Source organism: Mesorhizobium sp. L-2-11 (assembly GCF_016756595.1).
Taxonomy (GTDB): domain Bacteria; phylum Pseudomonadota; class Alphaproteobacteria; order Rhizobiales; family Rhizobiaceae; genus Mesorhizobium.
Window position 1 is genome coordinate 1385259 of the sequence record NZ_AP023257.1, and the last position, 19205, is coordinate 1404463.

Below are 19205 nucleotides of genomic sequence, written 5' to 3' on the forward strand. Positions count from 1 at the left end.
GCTGGCGGAAACGATCGAGCGGCCGCAAGCACGGCCAAAAACGCAGCTTGTCGTCATCGACGAATGCCACCTCGGAAAAACACAGCGCTCCTGCGGAAAGCGAAATTCCCGCAGAAGCGCAGTCGGTTGCCGTTTTAGGACGAACGCGAACTAAAGCAAGCCGGCTGCCGTCATCAGGTCGGTCACCTTCCTGGAGTTCAGCGTCGTCGCATCGACCTTCGGCGCCTGCAGATCGGCCAGCGGCACCAGCGCCGGATTGGACTCCGCGCCCTTGCCGACCGCGTATTCAAAGGAATTGCCGGTCTTCACCACGTCCTGACCAGCCTTGCCGGTCACCCATTTCAGAAAGGCCTGAGCTTCCCGCGGGTGCTTGCTGGAGGCCAGCACGCCGCCGCCGGAAACCGAGACGAACGCGCCCGGATCCTGGTTCTTGAAATAATGCAGCCCGACATTCCTGCTGTTCTCGCCGGTCTTGGCCTGGTCGCCGTAATAGTAATAGTGGTAGATCACGCCGCCATCGACCTCCCCGGCATTGACCGCCTTCATCACCGTGCTGTTGCCCTTGTAAGCGGTAAAATTCTCCTTCATCGCCTTCAGCCAGTCGGCCGTTGCGGCCTCACCTTTGAGCTGCAAAAGCGCGCTGACGATCGCCTGGAAATCGGCGCCGGCCGGCGAGGTGGCCCAGCGTCCCTTCCAGCTCGAATCGGCGAGTTCAAGCAGCGACTTGGGCAACTGCTCGGCGGTCAGCCTGGTCTGGTTGTAAGCAAAGACGGTGCTGCGCGCGGCGATGCCCACCCACTTGCCGCTGGCCGGCTGGTATTCCTTGGGAACCTGTGCAAGCGTGTCGGCGTCGACCGTCGCGAACAGGCCGGATGACTCGACCAGCGCCATGGCAGGTGAGTTTTCCGTCAGGAACACATCGGCCGGCGAAGCGGCGCCTTCGGCGACGATCTGGTTGGAAAAGTCGCTGTCACCGCCGTGGCGAACGGTAACCTTGATGCCGGTTTCCTCGGTGAAACCTTCCACCCAGGCATTGGTCAGGCTCTCATGCTGGGCATTGTAGACGACGATGCCGCCGTCCTGGGCCATCACCGGGCTGGCGATCAGGCTGATTGCAAGTGCCATGGCTCCGGCAAGGGCGGCAAGAGCATGTTTCATGGGCGTCATCCCGCTCGATGGTGATGGTCTTGACTTAGCATGGCTGCACTACCAATTCCTGATCGGTGTAGTCAAGATTGGTGAGCTGCGTAATCGGGCGCCGGAGGTGAAACCTTCGTGATATTCCTTTACTTTGGCTTGGACATTATTTTGCCGGCCACGTAACAAATCGGGCCGAGGCGCGAATACTGGGGAGTTAACTCTTGTGACCGGCAAGGACGAGGCCGAGCTTTCCCGGCTGATGCGGGCCGCGATCGCGGGAGATGAAAGGGCTTACGCCGACTTTCTGCGCCGGACGGCTGCTCTGGTTCGCGGCTTCATCAGGCGCAAGATCGTTCAAGGCGGGGTCGATCCCGAGGATGTCGTGCAGGAAACCTTGCTGGCCATTCATGTAAAGCGGCATACCTGGCGCCAGGGTTTACCTGTGCTGCCCTGGGTCTACGCCATAGCGCGCTTCAAGCTGATCGACGCTTTTCGACGGCGCGGGCGGCGCATCGAGATCGAGATCGACGAGATCGCCGAAACCTTCGCCGAACCGGAGGCCGAGACCGTCAGCGGGCGCGACATCACCCGGGCCCTGGACGGCCTGCCGCCGGCGCAACGTTCGGTGGTTTCGTCGGTGTCGGTCGAAGGCCGTTCCATCGGCGAGACGGCGGTGAGGTTCGGCATCAGCGAGACGGCGGTGCGGGTGTCGCTGCATCGCGGTCTCGCAGCCATTGCCAAACGCTTCGGGGCCAAACAGTTCAAGCGGGAATGACAATGAGGACCGACGATCTCATCAAGGCGCTCGACGCCGATGCCCGCAGCACGGCAATGCCGCTTGGCTCGGCCTGGTGGATAGGCGCAGGTGCGGCTACGCTGATCGCGGCGGTCGTGTTCTGGCTGGCGATCGGTCCACGCACTGACATCGCCACCGCCATGTATACGGCGCGTTTCGTTGCCAAGTTCGTGTTCACGATGGCTCTGGCGGCCAGCGCCTTCGCCTTGATCCGCGCCCTGTCGACACCCGGTGCAGCGACGAGCAGGGCGGCGGCCTGGATGGTTGCCGCACCGCTGCTGGTGGCCGTAGCGGTGGGCCTGGAACTCCTTTCGGTGCCTGCGGCCGAATGGGGCAGGCGGCTGGTCGGCAGCAACATGGTTATCTGCCTGACCTTCATTCCGCTGATCGGCATCGGTCCGCTTGCTGTCTTCCTGGCGGTGCTGCGCTATGGCGCGCCGACGCGGCCGGTGCTTGCCGGAGCCGTGGCGGGCCTGCTCGCCGGCGGGCTGGCGGCAACTTTTTATGCCGCACACTGCTTCGACGATTCGCCGCTGTTCGTCGCCACCTGGTATACGATCGCGATTGCCATCCTCGCCGCGCTCGGCGCGCTCGGCGGGCGGCTTTTCGTGCGCTGGTAGCGATGGTTCGCGATCGGAGATCGTAACGCTCTAACGTCAAAAGTCGTTCATTCTGAACGATCTGGTTCGACCCGTTGCGGAAGTTCGTTCGCCCGTGCCGAATTCACGCCCTTGACCCGAATGCGACGACCCACATCAGATTCTGAATGGCAGCTCTGCGCTTGATCTCGGCCGTTGAGGTGACCGTTGCCAGTGCCTGAAAAGCAGGCATTGCTGGCGACCATTCTGGAGGCCGCGGTTGCGCCAACTGCGGAAGTTCGAGGCATCCCCGATGAACGGTAGCAGTCGGACCCGTTCCAGAGGTTCGTCCGCGAGTGCCTACGGCGCATTATCTACACCTAATAGATAACCTAGCTGATTTCGAAGAAATGGGACATAGTTGAGGTGCATATGATCTCTTGTTCATGAATCCGGGCGAGTCGCCCGCCAGCGATTGGAGATATGTCATGGCAGCCAATTGGGACCTTATGCAGACACTTAACAATGGTCGGGTCGAGTGGCCGACGGGTCCGATCACAGGCCTCAACCCCTCCGAAGAACCCAGGTGGGTCGACGCCTGGGTTGTGCAGGCTGGCGCTGGAGCCGGGTACCCGTCCGAAGGGATTAAATATGTGGGCCCCAGTCAAAGCTCAGGCCACACTCCACATTGGTCAGGTTGGGGGGCGGGGCCGTATACTATGTGGAAGGCAGACGACCCGGGGTGGGCATACGGAAAATTCACGAGCGGATTCGCACTGGGGATCGCGCTCTTGGCTTATCGGGATACCGCCACAAATCCCAATACCACTGAATTCGAATGGTGGTATGACATAGTCTGGCTTGCATAACGGCCGCTAACTATCGAGCGCGGCATAGATGGAGGAATGAAATGCCCATCGACGATGTTTATATGAAGAGTTTCCAAAATCAGGTCCAGGTCCTTGAGAACATGAAGACGGGGATTGAGGCTGCGATCGGCAGGGCCCAAAAACGGCTCGCGGAAGTTGAGCAGCAAGTTAACGAGGGGAAATCTACTAAGGAAGCTATAGAGGACGTTTTTAAAAAAAAGTAAAGGTCCGGCGGCTCAAGGCAGTCGGTGTTGGTTCGGAATGACCAACACGGGTCAAAAAGCGGCTATTCATCGAACAGAGGCGAGCGGAAAAATTCGCGGGACCGTCAAGTTGCGACGATACTTGTATGAGCGGTTTGCTAACGGGACAGGTGAACTGGTTCTGGACCGAATCGAAGTTGAAGTCAGCGCGGCTGAAGGTCCGTCATCGGCGTTCGCAACGCGATCTCTATGGTTGCGTTACCCCGGCGAAGGCCACCAAATCCGCCACCGTGAAGTTTCCAGGCGTGGACGAAGGAAGCATAGGTGTGAACCCGCCGGCGACGTTCAGATAGGATGACGCATCTCGCTTCAAGATCCTGACAAACGTCTCTGCCACGATCCTGCCGCCGACCGGGCCTAACTGATTTCCGCCGGCGAGGACCGCAGCCTCGCGAAGGACGTAATACCACAATGGCGTCTTGTTCAGCAGTAAACCGCCGCTGGAATTCAGCACAGCCATTTCGGCCGCCGGCAGCCCAGATGTCAACTGCGCCGCGGTCATCGGCGCCATGCTGAATGAGTTGGCCATGCCCTGTCCACTCGGCAGACCGAGAGCAAGAGCGCGCCGGAGGTTACGCGTTGCCAGAATCGCCATCATTCCAGAGAATCCGGGCAACGATTCCAATCCGTTAGCCATGAAGCTATCGATTTTCCGGGCCTTGTTGTGAACCGGTACTGGCACTCCGGTGTCAAAGAACGCGTTGAAGTCAACGACCCAGTTGGAAAAGACCGGCAGCCGTGGATCGCGGCTGAACTCAAACACCTGCCCGAGTGTGGCGTTCGGGAAGTTGAAATTCACCCAGTACGTATCACGGATCATACTGTGGCCGAACCGGTACGCTGCCACGGCGAACTCGACGGGCATTCGGAACGAGCTGCCGATGGGAGCTGACACGCTCGCCATCGCGTTGTTCACGGTAGCCGCTCCGCAGATTCTTTCCAGAAAGTCGTGCACCACGGCCCATTGGTAGTGATGGGTCACGATTCGTTTGGCCTCTGCGAAGATGTCGCCTGCAAACGCTACTGCCACCAGCAGATCAACGACGGCGTTATGGAAACGCAGCATAGCGTGCTGCAACTGTACGATGATCAGACTTTCGTCGTTGCGCGGATCGCCGATCGCAGCAGTATTCGTACCCTGCATGCGGGGCACATCCCAGTTCGTCTGCTGGACCATGCCCGATTTGTCACCGTTGTTGCTGGGTCCGCCCGGGCCAATAGGAGTGTTCAAGCCCCTGTGCAGCTTGATTGCGGTAGCTGGACCAGATGTAGGAAAAACGTAGAGAAATGGATCCAAGCCAGGCCCGCGGCCGTAAATGGAATCCAGATCGAGCGCCGGGCTTCGCATGTTACTGATTGTATTCGCATCGGTAGCGGCGTCGAGAGTCGACGAGACGTCGAACGTGATGTCATGGTCGACAAACTGACCAAAATAAGTGAAGCCTGCTGGTATCGAAGACACGCCCGCATCAGCGGGATTGTGAGACGCAGGATTGGGATCACGACCGGGGTCTCCCATCATGTTACCGAGTTGGCCGAGGAGTTTTTGCGTCGCGACATTGAATGGCAACTTCGTTGCCGCACGGGTGACCGCGGACGACATGTATCCGAAGCGATCTGCACAGGCAGAACTCAGCCAGGGAAACGGGAACCAGTAGAGCGGAATTTTAGCGCCGTGAAAACGTCGAATCCCTGGCTTTAGTGCGAGGATAGACTCTTTGACGTCGTCCGGTAACTTCTCGACGGGAAGGTCCGCCGGCTTGATGCGATTCGCGCTGGCCAACAGTTGCTCCAGCGAAACGGTGGGCCTCAGATTCGTTTCGGTCACGCGCTTTCGCAACTCCGACAGCACGATCGGCTTTGGGTTAACGAATCCTGTAGGGATCGATGTCTTCTTGAGAAATTCGCGGACTGGCTCGGCAATTTCGGAAGTTGCGGCTGGGTTCGCTGTCTCAGCATTTCGCTTCGTAGGCTTCGTCGCGCCGAGTCGCTTGGGTGTCTGTTTCGCTGCGGCTTTCTTTTTCGTGACCATGCTTGACCTCTGGAAATGATTCAGGAAGCAGCACTCTCACCCAATGGGAAAGGGGCCTTCAACAAGTTGGGATTAGGCAGAAAGGCCCATGCAGGCGCCACCCGGCTGGAAGACCAACTATCGAGCCTCAGCACTGTCTCGCCCGGTCTAACTCCAGGGGGCCAGCGGTGGAGCCATATTTAAGCTCGTCGATCGTATCGAAGTTCGGTGGCATCACATCACCTCCGATCCAGAGCGGTTCACGGAGGTGCGGGCGGTGCCCCTTGCCGCCTCCCGACGGTGTCACATTTTGACGAGTTTGCCTAGGCGGAGCTGGGTCGCGGCCGCGGCGACCACGTTTCCCTTCAGCTCGTAGAGATGCAGCGCTCCGGACACAGCGGCGACCGCCTCGTCGCCTCGGCGGGCGGCCTCGAGCACGTGCGACAGGTCGACCAGTGCATCCGCCCGGTCGTTGACGAAGTCGGTCGCTTCGGCGATCGTGACAGCTTCGCGCGCGAGCGCCTCCGCCGCCCGGAGCTCTGCCCGCCGCGCATGCACGCGAGCGCGCACGCGGCGCCAACGGACCTGCGTCACCAGGTCTCCGCTCGCAGCCAGCTGGGCGCTGAGTTTAGCAAAGTCCTCCGCCTCTTCGTCGCGTCCCTGTTCGAGGATCACCACGGCGAGGGAAGCGGCCATCGTCGAACGGAACGCGCGCTCGCCCATCTCCTCAAGCGCGCGATACGCCGCGCGCGCGCTCCTCTCGGCCGCAGCGGGGTTCCCGGCGAGCAGCTCGATGACGGCCTCGTGTTCCGAGGACGCCACGTAGAGCGTAAGGCCGAGGTCGGCGTAGGTGGCGTTGCTCGTCGCGATCAGCTCGCGGGCAATCGCGAAGCGGCCGACAATCGCGTTGAGGCACGCGAGTTGGCGGAGGATCGCTGCCTCGGACTCGGGGCTTTCGCCCACCTGCACGCGCATCGCCTCGCAACGGCGGATGCCTTCGGCTGCCGGGGTGGGCCCGAACCACAAGGAGGAAGCGATCCACGTGAGGATTTCGTAGTACTCATGCCAATCCCCCGCACGTCGCGCGTGATCAGCAGCTTGCTCCCAAGCTGCAATGGCGGCCTCGCCGCGGGCCGCGGTGAAGGATAGCCAGGCCTCGAGCCGCCGTGCGCGGCAGAGGCCGAGGTCGTCCCCGAGGCGCTCGAAGACCGGGATCACCGCAGCTGCCGCGCGTGCCGCCTCCTCCAGCCCGCCCTCTTCGCCGTGGAAGATCCGGAGGAACTGCCGCTGAACGAGCACGTGCGCTGCCAAGCGCTGGTCGTCAGCGGCAGCGGCCAAGCGCTCCGCCTCGTCCAGCGCGCGCCCGGCCTCGTCCAGCCGGCCGCTTTCGATCAGCGCGCCGCTCAAGTCGGCGAGCAGCACGATCCGCCGTGTGTCATCGGTGGGAAGCAGCCGGGAAACCCTCTCAAGCAGGCTGATCGCCGCCGGCAGGTCACTGCGGACAAGCGCCCGCCGCCCGGCTGCCTCGAGCCGTTCGCACGCCCGGGCGGCAAGCGAGGCCGCGCGCACGTCGCGCGGACCGAGCGCGACACGGTACTGAAAGGCCTGTTCGAGGTGATAGCCGACAATCTCCTCAAACTCGCGTAGCCGGTCCGCGGCCGCTAGCTCGAGCCAGGCGGCGAAGCGCTCGTGCAGGTCGGCGCGCGCATTCTTCGGCAGGGAGCGATACGCGGCGTCGCGGATCAGGACGTGACGGAAGCGATAGGCCTTTTCGCCGGCGAACAACGGTGCCTCCGGGCGGATCATGTCCCGGCGGACGAGCGCGAGCAAGCCGTCCTCGAATGTGTCGAGCACCGGGCCGGCGAGCTCGCTGACGGCGCTCCGATGGAATACTGAGCCCTCGACCGCTGCGGCCGTCAGGATGGCGCGCTCGATAGGCGGGAGGCCCTCGAGACGGGCAGTGAGAAGCGCGTTGATAGTCGCGGGGACGGGCAGCTCAACGAGGTCCGACGCGGCGACCCAGCTGTCGGGCGCCTGCCTGAGCAACGCGTCGTCGACGAGCATCGCCACGAGTTCCTCAGCGAAGAGCGCATTGCCCTCGGCCGCGCTCGCGATCCTCGACTCGGCAGCGGGCGGCAGCGGCGCGGGGCCAAGCAGGTTGGAGATCAGCTCGCGGCATTCCGCGTCGCTGAGCCGCTCGAGGACGATCGACGTCGCGTTGCGTTTGCCGGCCCCCCAGCCAGGACGCGAGTCGAAGTGCTCCGGCCGCGCGATGCAGATGAGCAGGATCGGGAAATCGCGTGAGAAGTCGGCGACGTGCTCGACTAAGTCGAGGAATGTCGACTCGGCCCAATGGACGTCGTCCACCACAACGACGAGCGGCCCCGCTCGCGCGAGCGCCTCAAACAGCCTCCGGACGGCCCAGGCGGTCTCCTCGGTCGTCCCTTGTCCCGCGCCAAGCCCGAGCGCCCCGGTCACACGCTCGGCAATCAGCCGGGCCTTCTCGTCGCCTGCGAGCCGCGCCTCGATCACCGCTGCGAGCTGCCTGCCGGAGTCCGGTCCCTCCGCGCGGGTAAGCTCCCGGACGATCTCGGCCAGCGGCCAATAGGTGATGCCCTCGCCATAGGGCAGACAGCGGCCGTGCAAGACTGTGACATCCTCGGCAAGGCCGCTCGTGAACTCCCGTACGAGCCGCGACTTTCCCACACCCGCGTCGGCGAGAATGGTGACCAGGTGGCAGGTCCTATCGCCGACCGCGTTGCGGAAGACGGTCTCAAGCAAGGCTCGTTGGCGTTCGCGCCCGACGAAAGGCGAGTCGAAGCGGCGCGCAACGCCGGGGGCGTGGGCGAGGACTTCTAACACGGCGAGGGCGCGGATGGTCGCGCCGCGCTTGAGTGCGCGCGGCCCGCTCGGCTCGACGACGACCGCATCGCGCACGAGCTTGTGCGTCGGCTCCCCTATCAGGATCTCATTCGCCGTCGCTGCCTCCTCAAGCCGCTTCGCGACAATGACGGCCTCTCCGGCGACTGACAAATATCCCTGCGTTTGGTCGCCCGCGATCACCTCGCCGGTGTTGATGCCGATTCGGTTCATAAGGCGGACGCCCCAACCGGCTTCGAGTTCGTGGTTAAGGATGGCAAGTGTTTCGCGCATCTCCACCGCTGCGCGCACCGCGCGCAGCGCGTCGTCTTCGTGGACGAACGGCATGCCGAACACAGCCATGATCGCGTCCCCGATATAGTTGTTCACGATTCCGCCGTGCCGTTGAACGACGGCGCTCAACTCGCCGAAGTACCGGGAGAGCAGGTTCCGGAGCGCTTCGGGATCGAGGGAGAGGCTAAGCCGCGAGGAATCGACGATGTCGGCGAAGAGGATGGTGACCGTCTTGCGGGCGTCCGGCCCGGGCTGCCGCGCGGCCGGCGCTGCCGGCTTAGCTGGAGCCGAGGAAGCCACCTTGGGCCTCCGCTTCGGATTCGGCCGGAGATGGTTGTCCGATGACATGGCACGACTCCGTGTCTTAGATAGGGTCTCTCCGTCAGTTGTCGAGCAGGCGGAAATGCGCGGCGCGAACGACGGCCTGCGTGCGGTTCCTGGCGCCCAGCTTCCTGGCGGCGGCGGTGAGGTGCATGACGACCGTAGGAATCGAGCGCCCGATGACGCGCGAGATCTCCTTGGCAGAGAGCCCATGTGCCGAATGGCGGAGACACTCGCGCTCGCGCTCAGTCAAGGACGGCACGAGCGGACTGAGAGCCGATCGGTCGTAGAGGGCGTAGGCCGTGTCGTGGAAGACATGCGCCAGCAAGCTAAATCGCGCGATGGTTCCCGCATCCCGATCTACCATCTCGTCCGCGCCGAGGCGGATGCCGGTAACCGTGGCATAGCCGCCGCGCGGCATGTGGATAGGGATCGTGACGCCGCTAGTGAGGTCGCGCTCGCGCAGGTAGCGCGCAACGGGTTCCGTAGTCTCGTCGAGGAGCGCGCCTATCTCGGTGTCGATCGCCTTGTTGTAGCTCCAGGCGAAGGGGGTGGAGCTGCGCGCCGCCACGATCTGCACCGGATCGATGCGGAAGTAACCTCGATCGCACCAATAGTCGCGCATGTCGTCATCGATGTTACGCAGCTTGAGCATCGACGGGATCATGATAGCGCCGTCGAGATCGTACGGGATGGGCGTGTAGTCGTAGACCAACGCGTCGTAGCCTAGACCGGACAGGGCGGTAAACGCCTCGTCGATGCATTCGTCCAAGGTGCCATGGCGAGTGAAACGCCGCCTGATCGTTGTGATTTCGTCCAGCATGAGATCTTCCGCCGACATCCTCCCGGACCACCCTATCACTTCTTATAGCTGACGCACTCCCAACGTTTCGCTTAATATATGAGCATGCCTAAAATCTGTGCATTCGGAGCGTATCATGTGGCGTGAGATGGCGGCCGACGATCGCATCGAGGTAAATGTCGACGGCTTTAAGGTCGTCGCCTATAGCTTCGGCTCCAGCACCGAGACGGTGTTCTGCCTCAACGGCGGGCCTGGCCTGGCCTGCGACTACCTTCGTGAATCGCACTCCTGCCTGGTAGACCAGGGATACAGGGTCGTGGCGTTCGACCAGCTTGGCACCGGCGCCTCCGACCGGCCGACGGACACCTCGCTCTGGACTATAGCGCGCTACGTCGAGGAGACCGAGACGGTTCGCAAGACGCTGGGACTCGGCAATGTACACATGCTGGGTCATTCCTGGGGCGGCTGGCTGGCGATCGAATATGCGCTTGCCTACCAGGAGAACCTGCAGACGTTGATCCTCGAGGATACCGTCGCCGACATGCCGCATCTTGTTCTGGAACTGGAACGCCTGCGCGCTTCGCTGGGACCCGAAACCGTATCGATGATGCAGAAGCACGAGGCGCAGGGAACCTACGATCATCCGGAATACGTGGCGGCGGTGACGATCCTCAACTACCGCCATGTCTGCCGCCTGCCCGAATGGCCGGCGCCGGTGCGCCGCTCGCTCGACGACTGGAACATGGGACCCTACGCGACCATGCAAGGTCCGAACGAGTTTCTCTACATCGGTAATCTGAAGGACTGGAACCGGGTGCCCGACCTGCCGAGGATCAAGGTGCCGGTGCTGATCACGCATGGCGAGCACGACGAACTGACACCAGCCTGTGGCCTGCGCATGAAGCTTGGCCTGCCGCAGTCGGAGTTGCACATCATCCCGAATGCGAGTCACATGCCCTTCTACGAGAACCCAGCTGCATACTATCCGATCCTTTTAGGGTTCCTCTCGCGCAACAAGGCAGGCTGATGCAGGCGGAATGCAGGGGAAAGGGAGCGGACGGGGAAACACCTCAGGGCCATGCACCGCTATAAGTTCGTTCTATACCGTCCGCTTCAGTTCCTGCCGGTGCTGTTCGGCATCAGCGTGATCACGTTCATCCTTGTCCGGCTGATCCCCGGCGACCCCGCTCGCGTTCTGCTCGGCGCCCGCGCCACCCCCGAAGCGATCGCCCGCATCCGCGCGCAGTACGGCCTCGATGAGCCCATGCTCGTCCAGTATTTCTATTTCCTGCGCAACCTCGCGGACGGCGAGATGGGGCGCTCGATCCTCTACAAGATCGATGTGCTGAAGCTGATCGCCACGCGCATCGAGCCCACTCTGACGCTGGTGCTTTGCAGCGTTGTGCTGTCGGTATTGATTGCCGTGCCGGTGGCGGCGATCGCGGCGCGCAATCAGGGCAGGCTGGCCGACCAAGCTATCCGCATCGTTTCCACCTTCGGCATCGGTTTCCCGCCCTTCTGGCTCGGCCTGATGCTGATCATCCTGTTCAGCGTCGAACTCGCCATTCTCCCGGTGTCCGGTTACGGCAACACGCTTTCTGAAAAGCTTGCACATCTCGTGCTGCCGAGCCTCACTGTCTCGCTGTCGCTGTCGACCGTTCTGGCGCGCAGCTTGCGTGCGGCGATGGTCGAAGGCTTGAAGTCCGACGTGGCGACTGCCGCGCGCGCGCGCGGCATGCCGGAGAGCATCGTGTTCTGGCGCCACGTGCTGCCAAATTCGTTGGTGCCGACCGTCAACCTTCTCGCCGTAAACATAGGTTGGCTGCTAGGCGGCACCGTCGTGGTGGAGACCGTTTTCGCGCTGCCCGGCATGGGCCAGCTGCTGGTGCGCGCCATCTTCTCGCGCGACTACATGGTCGTGCAGGGCGTGGCGATGGTCTTCGCCTGCGCCACCGTGCTGATCAACTTCCTGGCTGACATCGTCACGGTGGCTCTCGATCCGAGGGTGAAGCTGTGAGCGAGCCCTTGGCCGCGCCCGCGCTCGGCAGGAACGGCCGCTTTCGCCGCCGCGGTACGCTGGCGGCCGGCGTCTTCCTGCTTGGGGCGTTCGTCGTCCTCGCACTCGGCGCGCCGCTGATCGCGCCCTACGATCCGATCGCCCAGGACGCGACAGCACGGCTCCAGGGGCCGGCCTGGCTGCACCCGTTCGGGACCGACAATTTTGGCCGCGACATCTTCTCGCGCGTCATCTGGGGTACGCGCATCGATCTGATGATCGCCGTCATCGGCGTTATCTTCCCCTTTCTCATCGGCACCACGCTTGGCACGGTAGCGGGGTTCTTCGGCGGGATAGTCGACGCCATCTTCATGCGGCTGGTCGACGTCATCTTGGCCTTCCCGTTCCTGGTATTGATGCTGTCGATCATTGCGATCCTCGGGCCTGGCCTGGCCAATTTTTACATCGCCATGGCCCTCGTCGGCTGGGTTTCCTACGCGCGGCTCATCCGCGCTCAGATGCTCGTGCTCAAGAACCATGACTACGCGGTCGCGGCGGTCAGCCTCGGCTTCAGCCGCATGCGCATCATGTTCCGTCACCTCCTGCCCAATGCCGCTGCCGGCTCGGTCGTCTTCGCGATGTCCGACGCAGTCCTCGTCCTGCTGAACGGCGCGGCCATTAGCTATCTCGGGCTGGGCGTGCAGCCGCCAGTCGCGGAGTGGGGCGTGATGGTGGCGGAAGGCCAAGCCTTCGTCACCTCCGCGTGGTGGATTACACTGTTCCCGGGGCTGGCGATCGTGACGCTCGCCTTCGCCTTCAGCATGATCGGCGACGGGCTGGCCGATTTGTTCGGGGTTCACGAGTGATCGCGGCGCTGCTCAAGGTCGCCGACCTGACGGTCGTCCATGACGGTGACGGCGGGGAGCGCACGCTGCTTGATGCCGTGTCACTCGATCTCGCCCCGGGAGAAGTGCTCGGGCTGGTCGGCGAGAGCGGGTCGGGCAAGAGCCTGCTCTGCCGCTCACTCGTTAGGCTGCTGCCATCGAGCCGGCTCAGGATCAGCGGTGGCTCGATCACACTTTCGGGGCGTGAGCTGACGACCGCGCCGGAAGCCGAGATGCTCGCGGTGCGCGGCGGTGAAATCGGCATGATCTTTCAGAATCCGAGCAGCCATCTCGACCCGGTCATGAGGATCGGCGACCAGATCACCGAGGGCATCCGCTTTCACCAGCGGCTGGACGCCAAGGCGGCGCGTGCCGCGGCGGTGGATATCCTCGCCCAGGTCGGGTTTCCGGATCCGGCTCGGCAATACGATAGCTACCCGCACGAATTCTCCGGCGGCATGCGCCAGCGCGCCCTGATCGGCGCGGCGCTATCGAGCAATCCCAGGATCCTGATCGCCGACGAGCCGACGACGGCACTCGACGTGACGATACAGGCGCAGATCCTGCGGCTTCTGATGGACATTCGCGCCAGGCGTGGACTCTCGGTGATCCTGGTCACCCACGATCTCGGCATCGTCGCCCAAGTCTGCGACCGCATCGCGGTGATGTGGCAAGGTCGACTGGTGGAGATTGGAGAGAAGCGGGGTCTGCTTGCGGCGCCGGCGCATGCCTACACCCGTTCGCTGATCACCAGTCATCCCTCGCTGCCGGAGGAGGACATGCCGGCAAAGGCTGAGAAGCTCCGGGCACCCGGAGCGGTGCCGGTGGTCGACATCGAGAAGCTGCACGTGCGCTTCGCCACGGGCGGCCTCTTCCGGCGAGGCGCGGTCGATGCCGTCAATGGGGTCACACTCCGTGTCATGCCGGGCGAAACGGTCGGCATTGTCGGCGAATCCGGAAGCGGCAAGAGCACTCTGGCGCGCGCAGTTCTTGGACTTACGCCGGTCTCGTCAGGCACGATACGGTTCGATGGTATGGACATCGCATCGGGTCGCGCAGTCCTCGGCATGCTGCGACGTCAAACCGCCATGGTTTTTCAGGACCCCTACAACGCCCTCAATCCTCATCTTACCGTTGGCAAGATGCTGGCGGAGGTCCTGCGGGTACAGGGCAAGATCGAGACCGCGCAAATCCCGGCACGCTGCGGCGAACTGCTCGACCTGGTCGGCTTGGGGCGCGCGTTCCTCGACCGCAAGCCGCGCTCGATGAGCGGCGGCCAATGCCAGCGGGCCGGCATAGCTCGCGCGCTCGCCGTCGACCCGAAACTTATCATTGCGGACGAGTGCGTGGCCGCCCTCGACGTCACCATCCAGGCGCAGATCGTGGAGTTGTTCCGCGAACTGGTGGAACGTATGTCGCTCACGCTGATATTTATCGCCCACGATCTCGCAATCGTTTGCAATCTCTGCCAGCGTGTTGTGGTGATGCACCGCGGCGTGATCGTCGAGGAAGGTCGGTCGGAGGAAGTGTTCTCCCGGCCGAAGCATGCCTACACCGCCGCGCTGATTGCCGCCGTTCCGCATATCGATCCGGACAAGCCGCTGCTTGCTCCCTCGAAGATGGCGACCCCGCAGGCCGACGGGGTCGCAAACTGAAACCAAAGGCAAACCAGAAGGGGAATACCGATGTTAAGAAGCAAATGGATGCGCATCGGCTTGGTCACCGTTATGACCAGCCTGTCCCTGGGGGCGACGATCGCAGAAGCCGCCGGCGTACTCACGATTGGCCGGCGCGAAGACTCGACCACCTTCGATCCGATCAAGACCGCCCAGAACATCGACCTGTGGGTGTTCGCCAACGTCTATGACGTGCTGATCCGCGTCGACAAGACGGGCACCAAGCTGGAGCCCGGTCTCGCCGAGAGTTGGGAGGTCAGCCCGGACGGCCTCACCTATACGCTCAAGCTGCGCGACGCGAAGTTCTCGGACGGCTCCGACCTGACGGCCGACGACGTGGTGTTCAGCCTCACCCGCATCAGGGATGACGAGGGCTCGCTGTGGGCGGATCCTTTCAAGGTGATGGATACGGTCGAGGCAACCGATCCAAAGACCGTCACGATCAAACTCAAGCAGGCGACCGCGCCGTTCCTGGCGACGCTGGCCTTCCCGATCGCCTCGGTTCTTTCGAAGAAGGGCTTCGAGACGCTCGGTCCGGAGAAATATGCCGAAACACCCATCGGCTCTGGCGCCTTCACCATCACGGAATGGAGGCGCGGCGACCGTGTCATCCTGGCGAAAAACCCGCATTTCTGGGAGGCCGATCGTGTCAGCCTCGACGGCGTCGAGTGGATCTCCGTGCCGGACGATAACACCCGCATGCTGAACGTGCAGGCCGGCCAGCTCGATACCGCGATCTTTGTGCCGTTCTCACGCGTCGCCGAACTGCAGAAGGATTCCAACCTCACCGTCCATCTCGACCCGTCGACCCGCGAGGATCACCTGCTGATTAACCACGAGCATGGCGCGCTGGCGAAGAAGGAGGTGCGGCAGGCCCTCGACATCGCCATCGACGAGCAGGCTGTGGTCGACACGGTGACGTTCGGCTACGGCGAGGTCGCAAACTCCTACATCCCGAAGGGCGCGCTCTATTACTACGCCGACAATCTGAAGCGGCCCTACGATCCGGAAAAGGCCAAGCAGATGCTGGCCGACGCCGGGGCCTCGGACCTGACGCTCAACTACGTCGTGCGGGCCGGCGACGAGATCGTCGAGCAGACGGCCGTGCTGCTGCAGCAGCAGCTCGCCAAAGCCGGAGTCACCGTCAACATCCAGAAGGTCGACCCGAGCCAGGAATGGGACATGCTGGTGGCCGGCGACTATGACATCTGTGTCAACTACTGGACCAATGACATCCTCGACCCAGACCAGAAGACCACCTTCGTTCTCGGCCACGATGCGAACATGAATTACATGACCCGCTACAACAACGAGAAGGTAAAGGAGCTGGTCGTGGCGGCGCGCATCGAGATGGATCCGGCCAATCGCGAGCAAATGTACATCGATCTGCAGAAGATGGCCAAAGAGGACGTCAACTGGATTGATCTGTACTACAGCCCGTTCATCAACGTCTCGCGTAATAACATCCAGAACTTCTACCAGAATCCGCTGGGCCGGTTCTTTCTGGAAGACGTGGTCAAGAACTAGACTTGTGAACGAAGCCACGGGACGCCGCTCTGCGGCGTTCCGCCCAGCCCTGACAGCACGTTTGGCGTGCCGCCCGTTTTCACCTCGCGTTGTTTGTTGGGAAAGGTGAACGATCTGCTGCTGTCGCTACTTCCGCTTTCTGGCAGTTCCGCGCTGATTGCGGACGGTCGCGCTCGTGCCAATCAAGACATTTGGCACATCGGTGCCAAGCCTCCGCTCCTGGCGCGAACAACCTGTTCAGGCATACGGCTCAAACGGCAACGTTCCACCCATCTCGCCATTGGCGGCATCCCGCTGATTGAGTTTTGACCCTAAAGCGGAATGCGGTTGGATTGAACCGGCATTCCGCTCTATCTTTTTGTTTTGGCCGCATTTGTGCGACGCCAAGTGGCCGCATGGTCTTCACTCAGCGCGACCGCGGCCGTTGGCTCGTATCGCCGGTCAGCGCGTCGGAACGGGATGCTCGCCGCGATAGTCGTAGAAGCCGCGTCCGGTCTTGCGGCCGAGCCAGCCGGCCTCGACATATTTCACCAGCAGCGGGCAGGGCCGGTATTTCGAATCCGACAGGCCGTCATGCAGCACCTGCATGATCGAAAGGCAGGTGTCGAGACCGATGAAATCGGCAAGCTGCAGCGGTCCCATCGGATGGTTGGCGCCGAGCCGCATGGCGGTGTCGATCGCATCGACCGAGCCGACGCCTTCATAGAGCGTGTAGATCGCCTCGTTGATCATCGGCAGCAGGATGCGGTTGACGATGAAGGCCGGAAAATCCTCCGAGACGGTGATCGTCTTCTCGAGATGGTTCACATAGGCCTTTGCCGCTTCGAAGGTCTGGTCCTCGGTGGCGATGCCGCGCACCAGTTCGACCAGCTTCATCACTGGAACCGGATTCATGAAATGGATGCCGATGAAACGTTCCGGCCTGTCGGTCTGCGCGGCCAGACGCGTGATCGAGATCGATGAGGTGTTCGTCGCCAGGATGGCTTCCGGATTGAGCTGCGGACAGAGCTGGGCGTAGATCTTGCGCTTGACGGTCTCGTCCTCGGTCGCTGCTTCGATCACCAGATCGGCACCGGCAAGGTCGGCCATGGTCGGTGCTGCCGAAATGCGGGCCATCGCCTCGTTGCGCAGTTTTTCCTCAAGCTTGCCGGAGCCGACCTGGCGGGCCATGTTGCCGCTGATCGTGGCGATGCCTTTTTCGATGCGCTCGGGCGAGATGTCGTAGACCAGCACCTTGTAGCCCGCAAGCGCGGACACATGGGCGATGCCGCCGCCCATCTGGCCCGCGCCGATAATGCCGATCGTCTCGATCTTGTTCATTACACCGATCCCGTCAAAGGCCTTTGCGGCCTGCTTTTTTGTGCGGTGCAAACTAAAAGGGCGGGGCGACTTCGTCTACCCCGCCCTCACAATTTAATACGCATTGGCAGAAGCCGTCAAAGCGCCTTTTGCAGTTCCGGCAGAATGACGAAAAGGTCGCCGACGAGACCGTAGTCGGCGACCTGGAAGATCGGCGCTTCCTCGTCCTTGTTGATGGCGACGATAACCTTCGAATCCTTCATGCCGGCAAGATGCTGGATGGCGCCGGAGATGCCGACGGCGATGTAGAGATCGGGGGCGACCACCTTGCCGGTCTGGCCGACCTGCCAGTCGTTCGGCGCATAGCCGGCATCGACTGCGGCACGAGAGGCGCCGACGGCGGCGCCGAGCTTATCGGCGATCGGCAGGATGACTTCCTGGAACTTCTCCGAGGAGCCCAGCGCGCGGCCGCCCGAGATGATGATCTTGGCCGAAGTCAGCTCCGGACGATCGGTCTCTGAAAGCTTGTTCTCGACGAAGCTCGACACGCCGGGATTGACAGCTGCCTGAACCGTCTCGACCGGGGCTGAACCGCCCTCGGCTGCGGCCTGGAAGGAGGCGGTGCGCACGGTGATCACCTTCTTGGCGTCGCTCGACTGCACCGTCTGGATGGCGTTGCCGGCATAGATCGGCCGCTTGAAGGTGTCGGGCGATACCACTTCGATGATCTCCGATACCTGCGCGACATCGAGCAGGGCTGCCACGCGCGGCGCGACATTCTTGCCCGACGAGGTCGCCGGCGCGATGATCGTGTCATAGGCATCGGCCATGTTGACGACGAGCGCCGCCAGCGGTTCGGCGAGACGCTCGGTGAGTTCGTCGGCTTCGGCGAGCAGCACCTTGCTTACCCCCTTGAGCCTGGTGGCGGCGTCCGCTGCGGGCCTGGCGCCGTTGCCGGCGACCAGCACATGCACGTCGGAGCCGATCTGCAGTGCAGCCGAAAGCGCCTTGGCGGTCTGGTCGGAAAGCGTCGCATTGTCATGTTCGGCAATCAGAAGAATTGTCATCTTTTTTCCCTTCTCAGCCTTACAGCACGCCGGCTTCGTTCTTCAGCTTGTCGACCAATTCGGCGACGCTCTTGAGCTTGACGCCGGCCTTGCGGCCGCCCGGCTCCTCGGTCTTGATCACCTTCAGCCGCGGCTTGACGTCGGCGCCGTAATCGGCGGGAGATTTCTCGTCGAGGGGCTTCTTCTTGGCCTTCATGATGTTGGGCAGCGAGGCATAGCGCGGCTGGTTGAGGCGAAGATCCGCGGTGACGATCGCCGGCATCTTCAGCTCCACCGTCTGCAGGCCGCCATCGACCTCGCGCGTTACCTTGGCCTTGTCGCCATCGATAACGACCTTGGAGGCAAAAGTGCCTTGCGCCCAGCCCAGAAGTGCGGCCAGCATCTGGCCGGTCTGGTTCGAATCGTCGTCGATCGCCTGCTTGCCGAGAATGACGAGACCGGGCTTTTCTGCCTCGACCACGCCCTTCAGCACCTTGGCGACGCCCAGCGGCTCGGTCTGCTCGTCGGTCTTGACCAGGATGGCGCGGTCGGCACCCATGGCCAGCGCGGTGCGCAAGGTCTCCTGCGCCTGCTGCGGCCCGATCGAGACAACGATGATCTCCTCCGCCTTGCCGGCCTCCTTCAGCCGGATCGCCTCTTCGACGGCGATCTCGTCGAACGGGTTCATCGCCATCTTGACGTTGGCGAGTTCAACCGCCGAACCGTCAGCCTTCACACGAACCTTCACATTCGCATCCACAACCCGCTTCACGGGCACAAGGATCTTCATTTGCCTGTCACCTCTTTCACGATAGCCACCTCTTTCAAGATAGTCGGGCGCGCT

Annotated in this window: 17 protein-coding genes; 10 read left to right on the top strand and 7 right to left on the bottom strand. The window is 62.6% G+C overall.

Features of this window, described 5'->3' with window-relative positions:
* Positions 1-150 precede the first annotated feature (150 nt).
* Entirely contained in the window at positions 151-1158 is a 1008-nt protein-coding gene (locus JG739_RS06685) for an iron ABC transporter substrate-binding protein (protein ID WP_202365783.1), read from the bottom strand.
* Here JG739_RS06685 and JG739_RS36000 point away from each other — a divergent pair.
* From JG739_RS36000 to JG739_RS06700, 4 genes are all read left to right on the top strand, one after another.
* Positions 1157-1279, top strand: coding sequence for a hypothetical protein (locus tag JG739_RS36000; RefSeq protein WP_274609426.1), 123 nt, complete (start codon positions 1157-1159; stop codon positions 1277-1279). The genes JG739_RS06685 and JG739_RS36000 overlap by 2 nt on opposite strands.
* Positions 1280-1363: 84 nt before the next feature.
* Positions 1364-1915, top strand: coding sequence for a sigma-70 family RNA polymerase sigma factor (locus tag JG739_RS06690; RefSeq protein ID WP_202365784.1), 552 nt, complete (start codon positions 1364-1366; stop codon positions 1913-1915).
* 2 nt (positions 1916-1917) lie between these two features.
* On the top strand, positions 1918-2556 hold the full coding sequence (locus JG739_RS06695) for an NrsF family protein (RefSeq protein ID WP_202365785.1): 639 nt from the start codon (positions 1918-1920) through the stop codon (positions 2554-2556).
* 868 nt (positions 2557-3424) lie between these two features.
* Complete coding sequence (locus JG739_RS06700; RefSeq protein ID WP_027151090.1) at positions 3425-3607, top strand: hypothetical protein; 183 nt, start codon at positions 3425-3427, stop codon at positions 3605-3607.
* 226 nt (positions 3608-3833) lie between these two features.
* Here JG739_RS06700 and JG739_RS06705 read toward each other — a convergent pair whose 3' ends face one another.
* The 3 genes from JG739_RS06705 to JG739_RS06715 form a co-directional block, all read right to left on the bottom strand.
* Positions 3834-5678, bottom strand: a complete 1845-nt coding sequence (locus tag JG739_RS06705) for a peroxidase family protein (protein WP_202365786.1) — start codon at positions 5676-5678, stop codon at positions 3834-3836.
* A gap of 282 nt (positions 5679-5960) precedes the next feature.
* Positions 5961-9158: an ATP-binding protein gene (locus JG739_RS06710; RefSeq protein WP_202365787.1), complete on the bottom strand. Its 3198-nt coding sequence runs from the start codon at positions 9156-9158 to the stop codon at positions 5961-5963.
* Between the two features lie 34 nt (positions 9159-9192).
* The gene (locus JG739_RS06715) at positions 9193-9954 is read right to left on the bottom strand and encodes a LuxR family transcriptional regulator (RefSeq protein WP_202365788.1); all 762 of its coding nucleotides are present in this window, start codon (positions 9952-9954) and stop codon (positions 9193-9195) included.
* A 115-nt stretch (positions 9955-10069) separates the two neighbouring features.
* On the opposite strand from JG739_RS06715, the gene JG739_RS06720 reads away from it, so the two are divergent.
* The 6 genes from JG739_RS06720 to JG739_RS06745 all read left to right on the top strand — a co-directional run bounded on the left by JG739_RS06720 (position 10070) and on the right by JG739_RS06745 (position 16325).
* Entirely contained in the window at positions 10070-10960 is an 891-nt protein-coding gene (locus JG739_RS06720) for a proline iminopeptidase-family hydrolase (RefSeq protein WP_202365789.1), read from the top strand.
* 51 nt (positions 10961-11011) lie between these two features.
* Positions 11012-11950 (top strand): ABC transporter permease, encoded by a 939-nt coding sequence (locus JG739_RS06725; RefSeq protein WP_202365790.1) that lies wholly within the window; start codon positions 11012-11014, stop codon positions 11948-11950.
* Positions 11947-12795: an ABC transporter permease gene (locus tag JG739_RS06730; protein ID WP_202365791.1), complete on the top strand. Its 849-nt coding sequence runs from the start codon at positions 11947-11949 to the stop codon at positions 12793-12795. The genes JG739_RS06725 and JG739_RS06730 overlap by 4 nt, the downstream gene beginning before the upstream one ends.
* Positions 12792-14468, top strand: coding sequence for a dipeptide ABC transporter ATP-binding protein (locus JG739_RS06735; RefSeq protein ID WP_202365792.1), 1677 nt, complete (start codon positions 12792-12794; stop codon positions 14466-14468). The genes JG739_RS06730 and JG739_RS06735 overlap by 4 nt, the downstream gene beginning before the upstream one ends.
* A 48-nt stretch (positions 14469-14516) precedes the next feature.
* A complete protein-coding gene (locus JG739_RS06740; RefSeq protein ID WP_202367364.1) occupies positions 14517-16016 on the top strand; it encodes an ABC transporter substrate-binding protein in 1500 nt (499 codons plus the stop codon).
* Positions 16017-16121: 105 nt separating this feature from the next.
* Positions 16122-16325 carry a hypothetical protein gene (locus tag JG739_RS06745; RefSeq protein WP_202365793.1) on the top strand — a complete coding sequence of 68 codons (204 nt, stop codon included), beginning with the start codon at positions 16122-16124 and terminating at the stop codon, positions 16323-16325.
* Between the two features lie 132 nt (positions 16326-16457).
* On the opposite strand, the gene JG739_RS06750 is transcribed toward JG739_RS06745, so the two are convergent.
* From JG739_RS06750 to JG739_RS06760, 3 genes are all read right to left on the bottom strand, one after another.
* On the bottom strand, positions 16458-17336 hold the full coding sequence (locus tag JG739_RS06750) for a 3-hydroxybutyryl-CoA dehydrogenase (protein WP_202365794.1): 879 nt from the start codon (positions 17334-17336) through the stop codon (positions 16458-16460).
* 116 nt (positions 17337-17452) lie between these two features.
* Positions 17453-18382 (bottom strand): electron transfer flavoprotein subunit alpha/FixB family protein, encoded by a 930-nt coding sequence (locus JG739_RS06755; RefSeq protein ID WP_202365795.1) that lies wholly within the window; start codon positions 18380-18382, stop codon positions 17453-17455.
* 19 nt (positions 18383-18401) lie between these two features.
* Complete coding sequence (locus JG739_RS06760) at positions 18402-19151, bottom strand: electron transfer flavoprotein subunit beta/FixA family protein (protein ID WP_202365796.1); 750 nt, start codon at positions 19149-19151, stop codon at positions 18402-18404.
* Positions 19152-19205 lie beyond the last annotated feature (54 nt).

Coding starts and splice junctions, on each gene's coding strand:
- JG739_RS36000 (WP_274609426.1), top strand. CDS start 1,157: ATGGGCGTCATCCCGCTCGATGGTGATGGTCTTGACTTAGCATGGCTG.
- JG739_RS06685 (WP_202365783.1), bottom strand. CDS start 1,158: ATGAAACATGCTCTTGCCGCCCTTGCCGGAGCCATGGCACTTGCAATC.
- JG739_RS06695 (WP_202365785.1), top strand. CDS start 1,918: ATGAGGACCGACGATCTCATCAAGGCGCTCGACGCCGATGCCCGCAGC.
- JG739_RS06700 (WP_027151090.1), top strand. CDS start 3,425: ATGCCCATCGACGATGTTTATATGAAGAGTTTCCAAAATCAGGTCCAG.
- JG739_RS06705 (WP_202365786.1), bottom strand. CDS start 5,678: ATGGTCACGAAAAAGAAAGCCGCAGCGAAACAGACACCCAAGCGACTC.
- JG739_RS06710 (WP_202365787.1), bottom strand. CDS start 9,158: ATGTCATCGGACAACCATCTCCGGCCGAATCCGAAGCGGAGGCCCAAG.
- JG739_RS06715 (WP_202365788.1), bottom strand. CDS start 9,954: ATGCTGGACGAAATCACAACGATCAGGCGGCGTTTCACTCGCCATGGC.
- JG739_RS06720 (WP_202365789.1), top strand. CDS start 10,070: ATGTGGCGTGAGATGGCGGCCGACGATCGCATCGAGGTAAATGTCGAC.
- JG739_RS06725 (WP_202365790.1), top strand. CDS start 11,012: ATGCACCGCTATAAGTTCGTTCTATACCGTCCGCTTCAGTTCCTGCCG.
- JG739_RS06740 (WP_202367364.1), top strand. CDS start 14,517: ATGCGCATCGGCTTGGTCACCGTTATGACCAGCCTGTCCCTGGGGGCG.
- JG739_RS06750 (WP_202365794.1), bottom strand. CDS start 17,336: ATGAACAAGATCGAGACGATCGGCATTATCGGCGCGGGCCAGATGGGC.
- JG739_RS06755 (WP_202365795.1), bottom strand. CDS start 18,382: ATGACAATTCTTCTGATTGCCGAACATGACAATGCGACGCTTTCCGAC.
- JG739_RS06760 (WP_202365796.1), bottom strand. CDS start 19,151: ATGAAGATCCTTGTGCCCGTGAAGCGGGTTGTGGATGCGAATGTGAAG.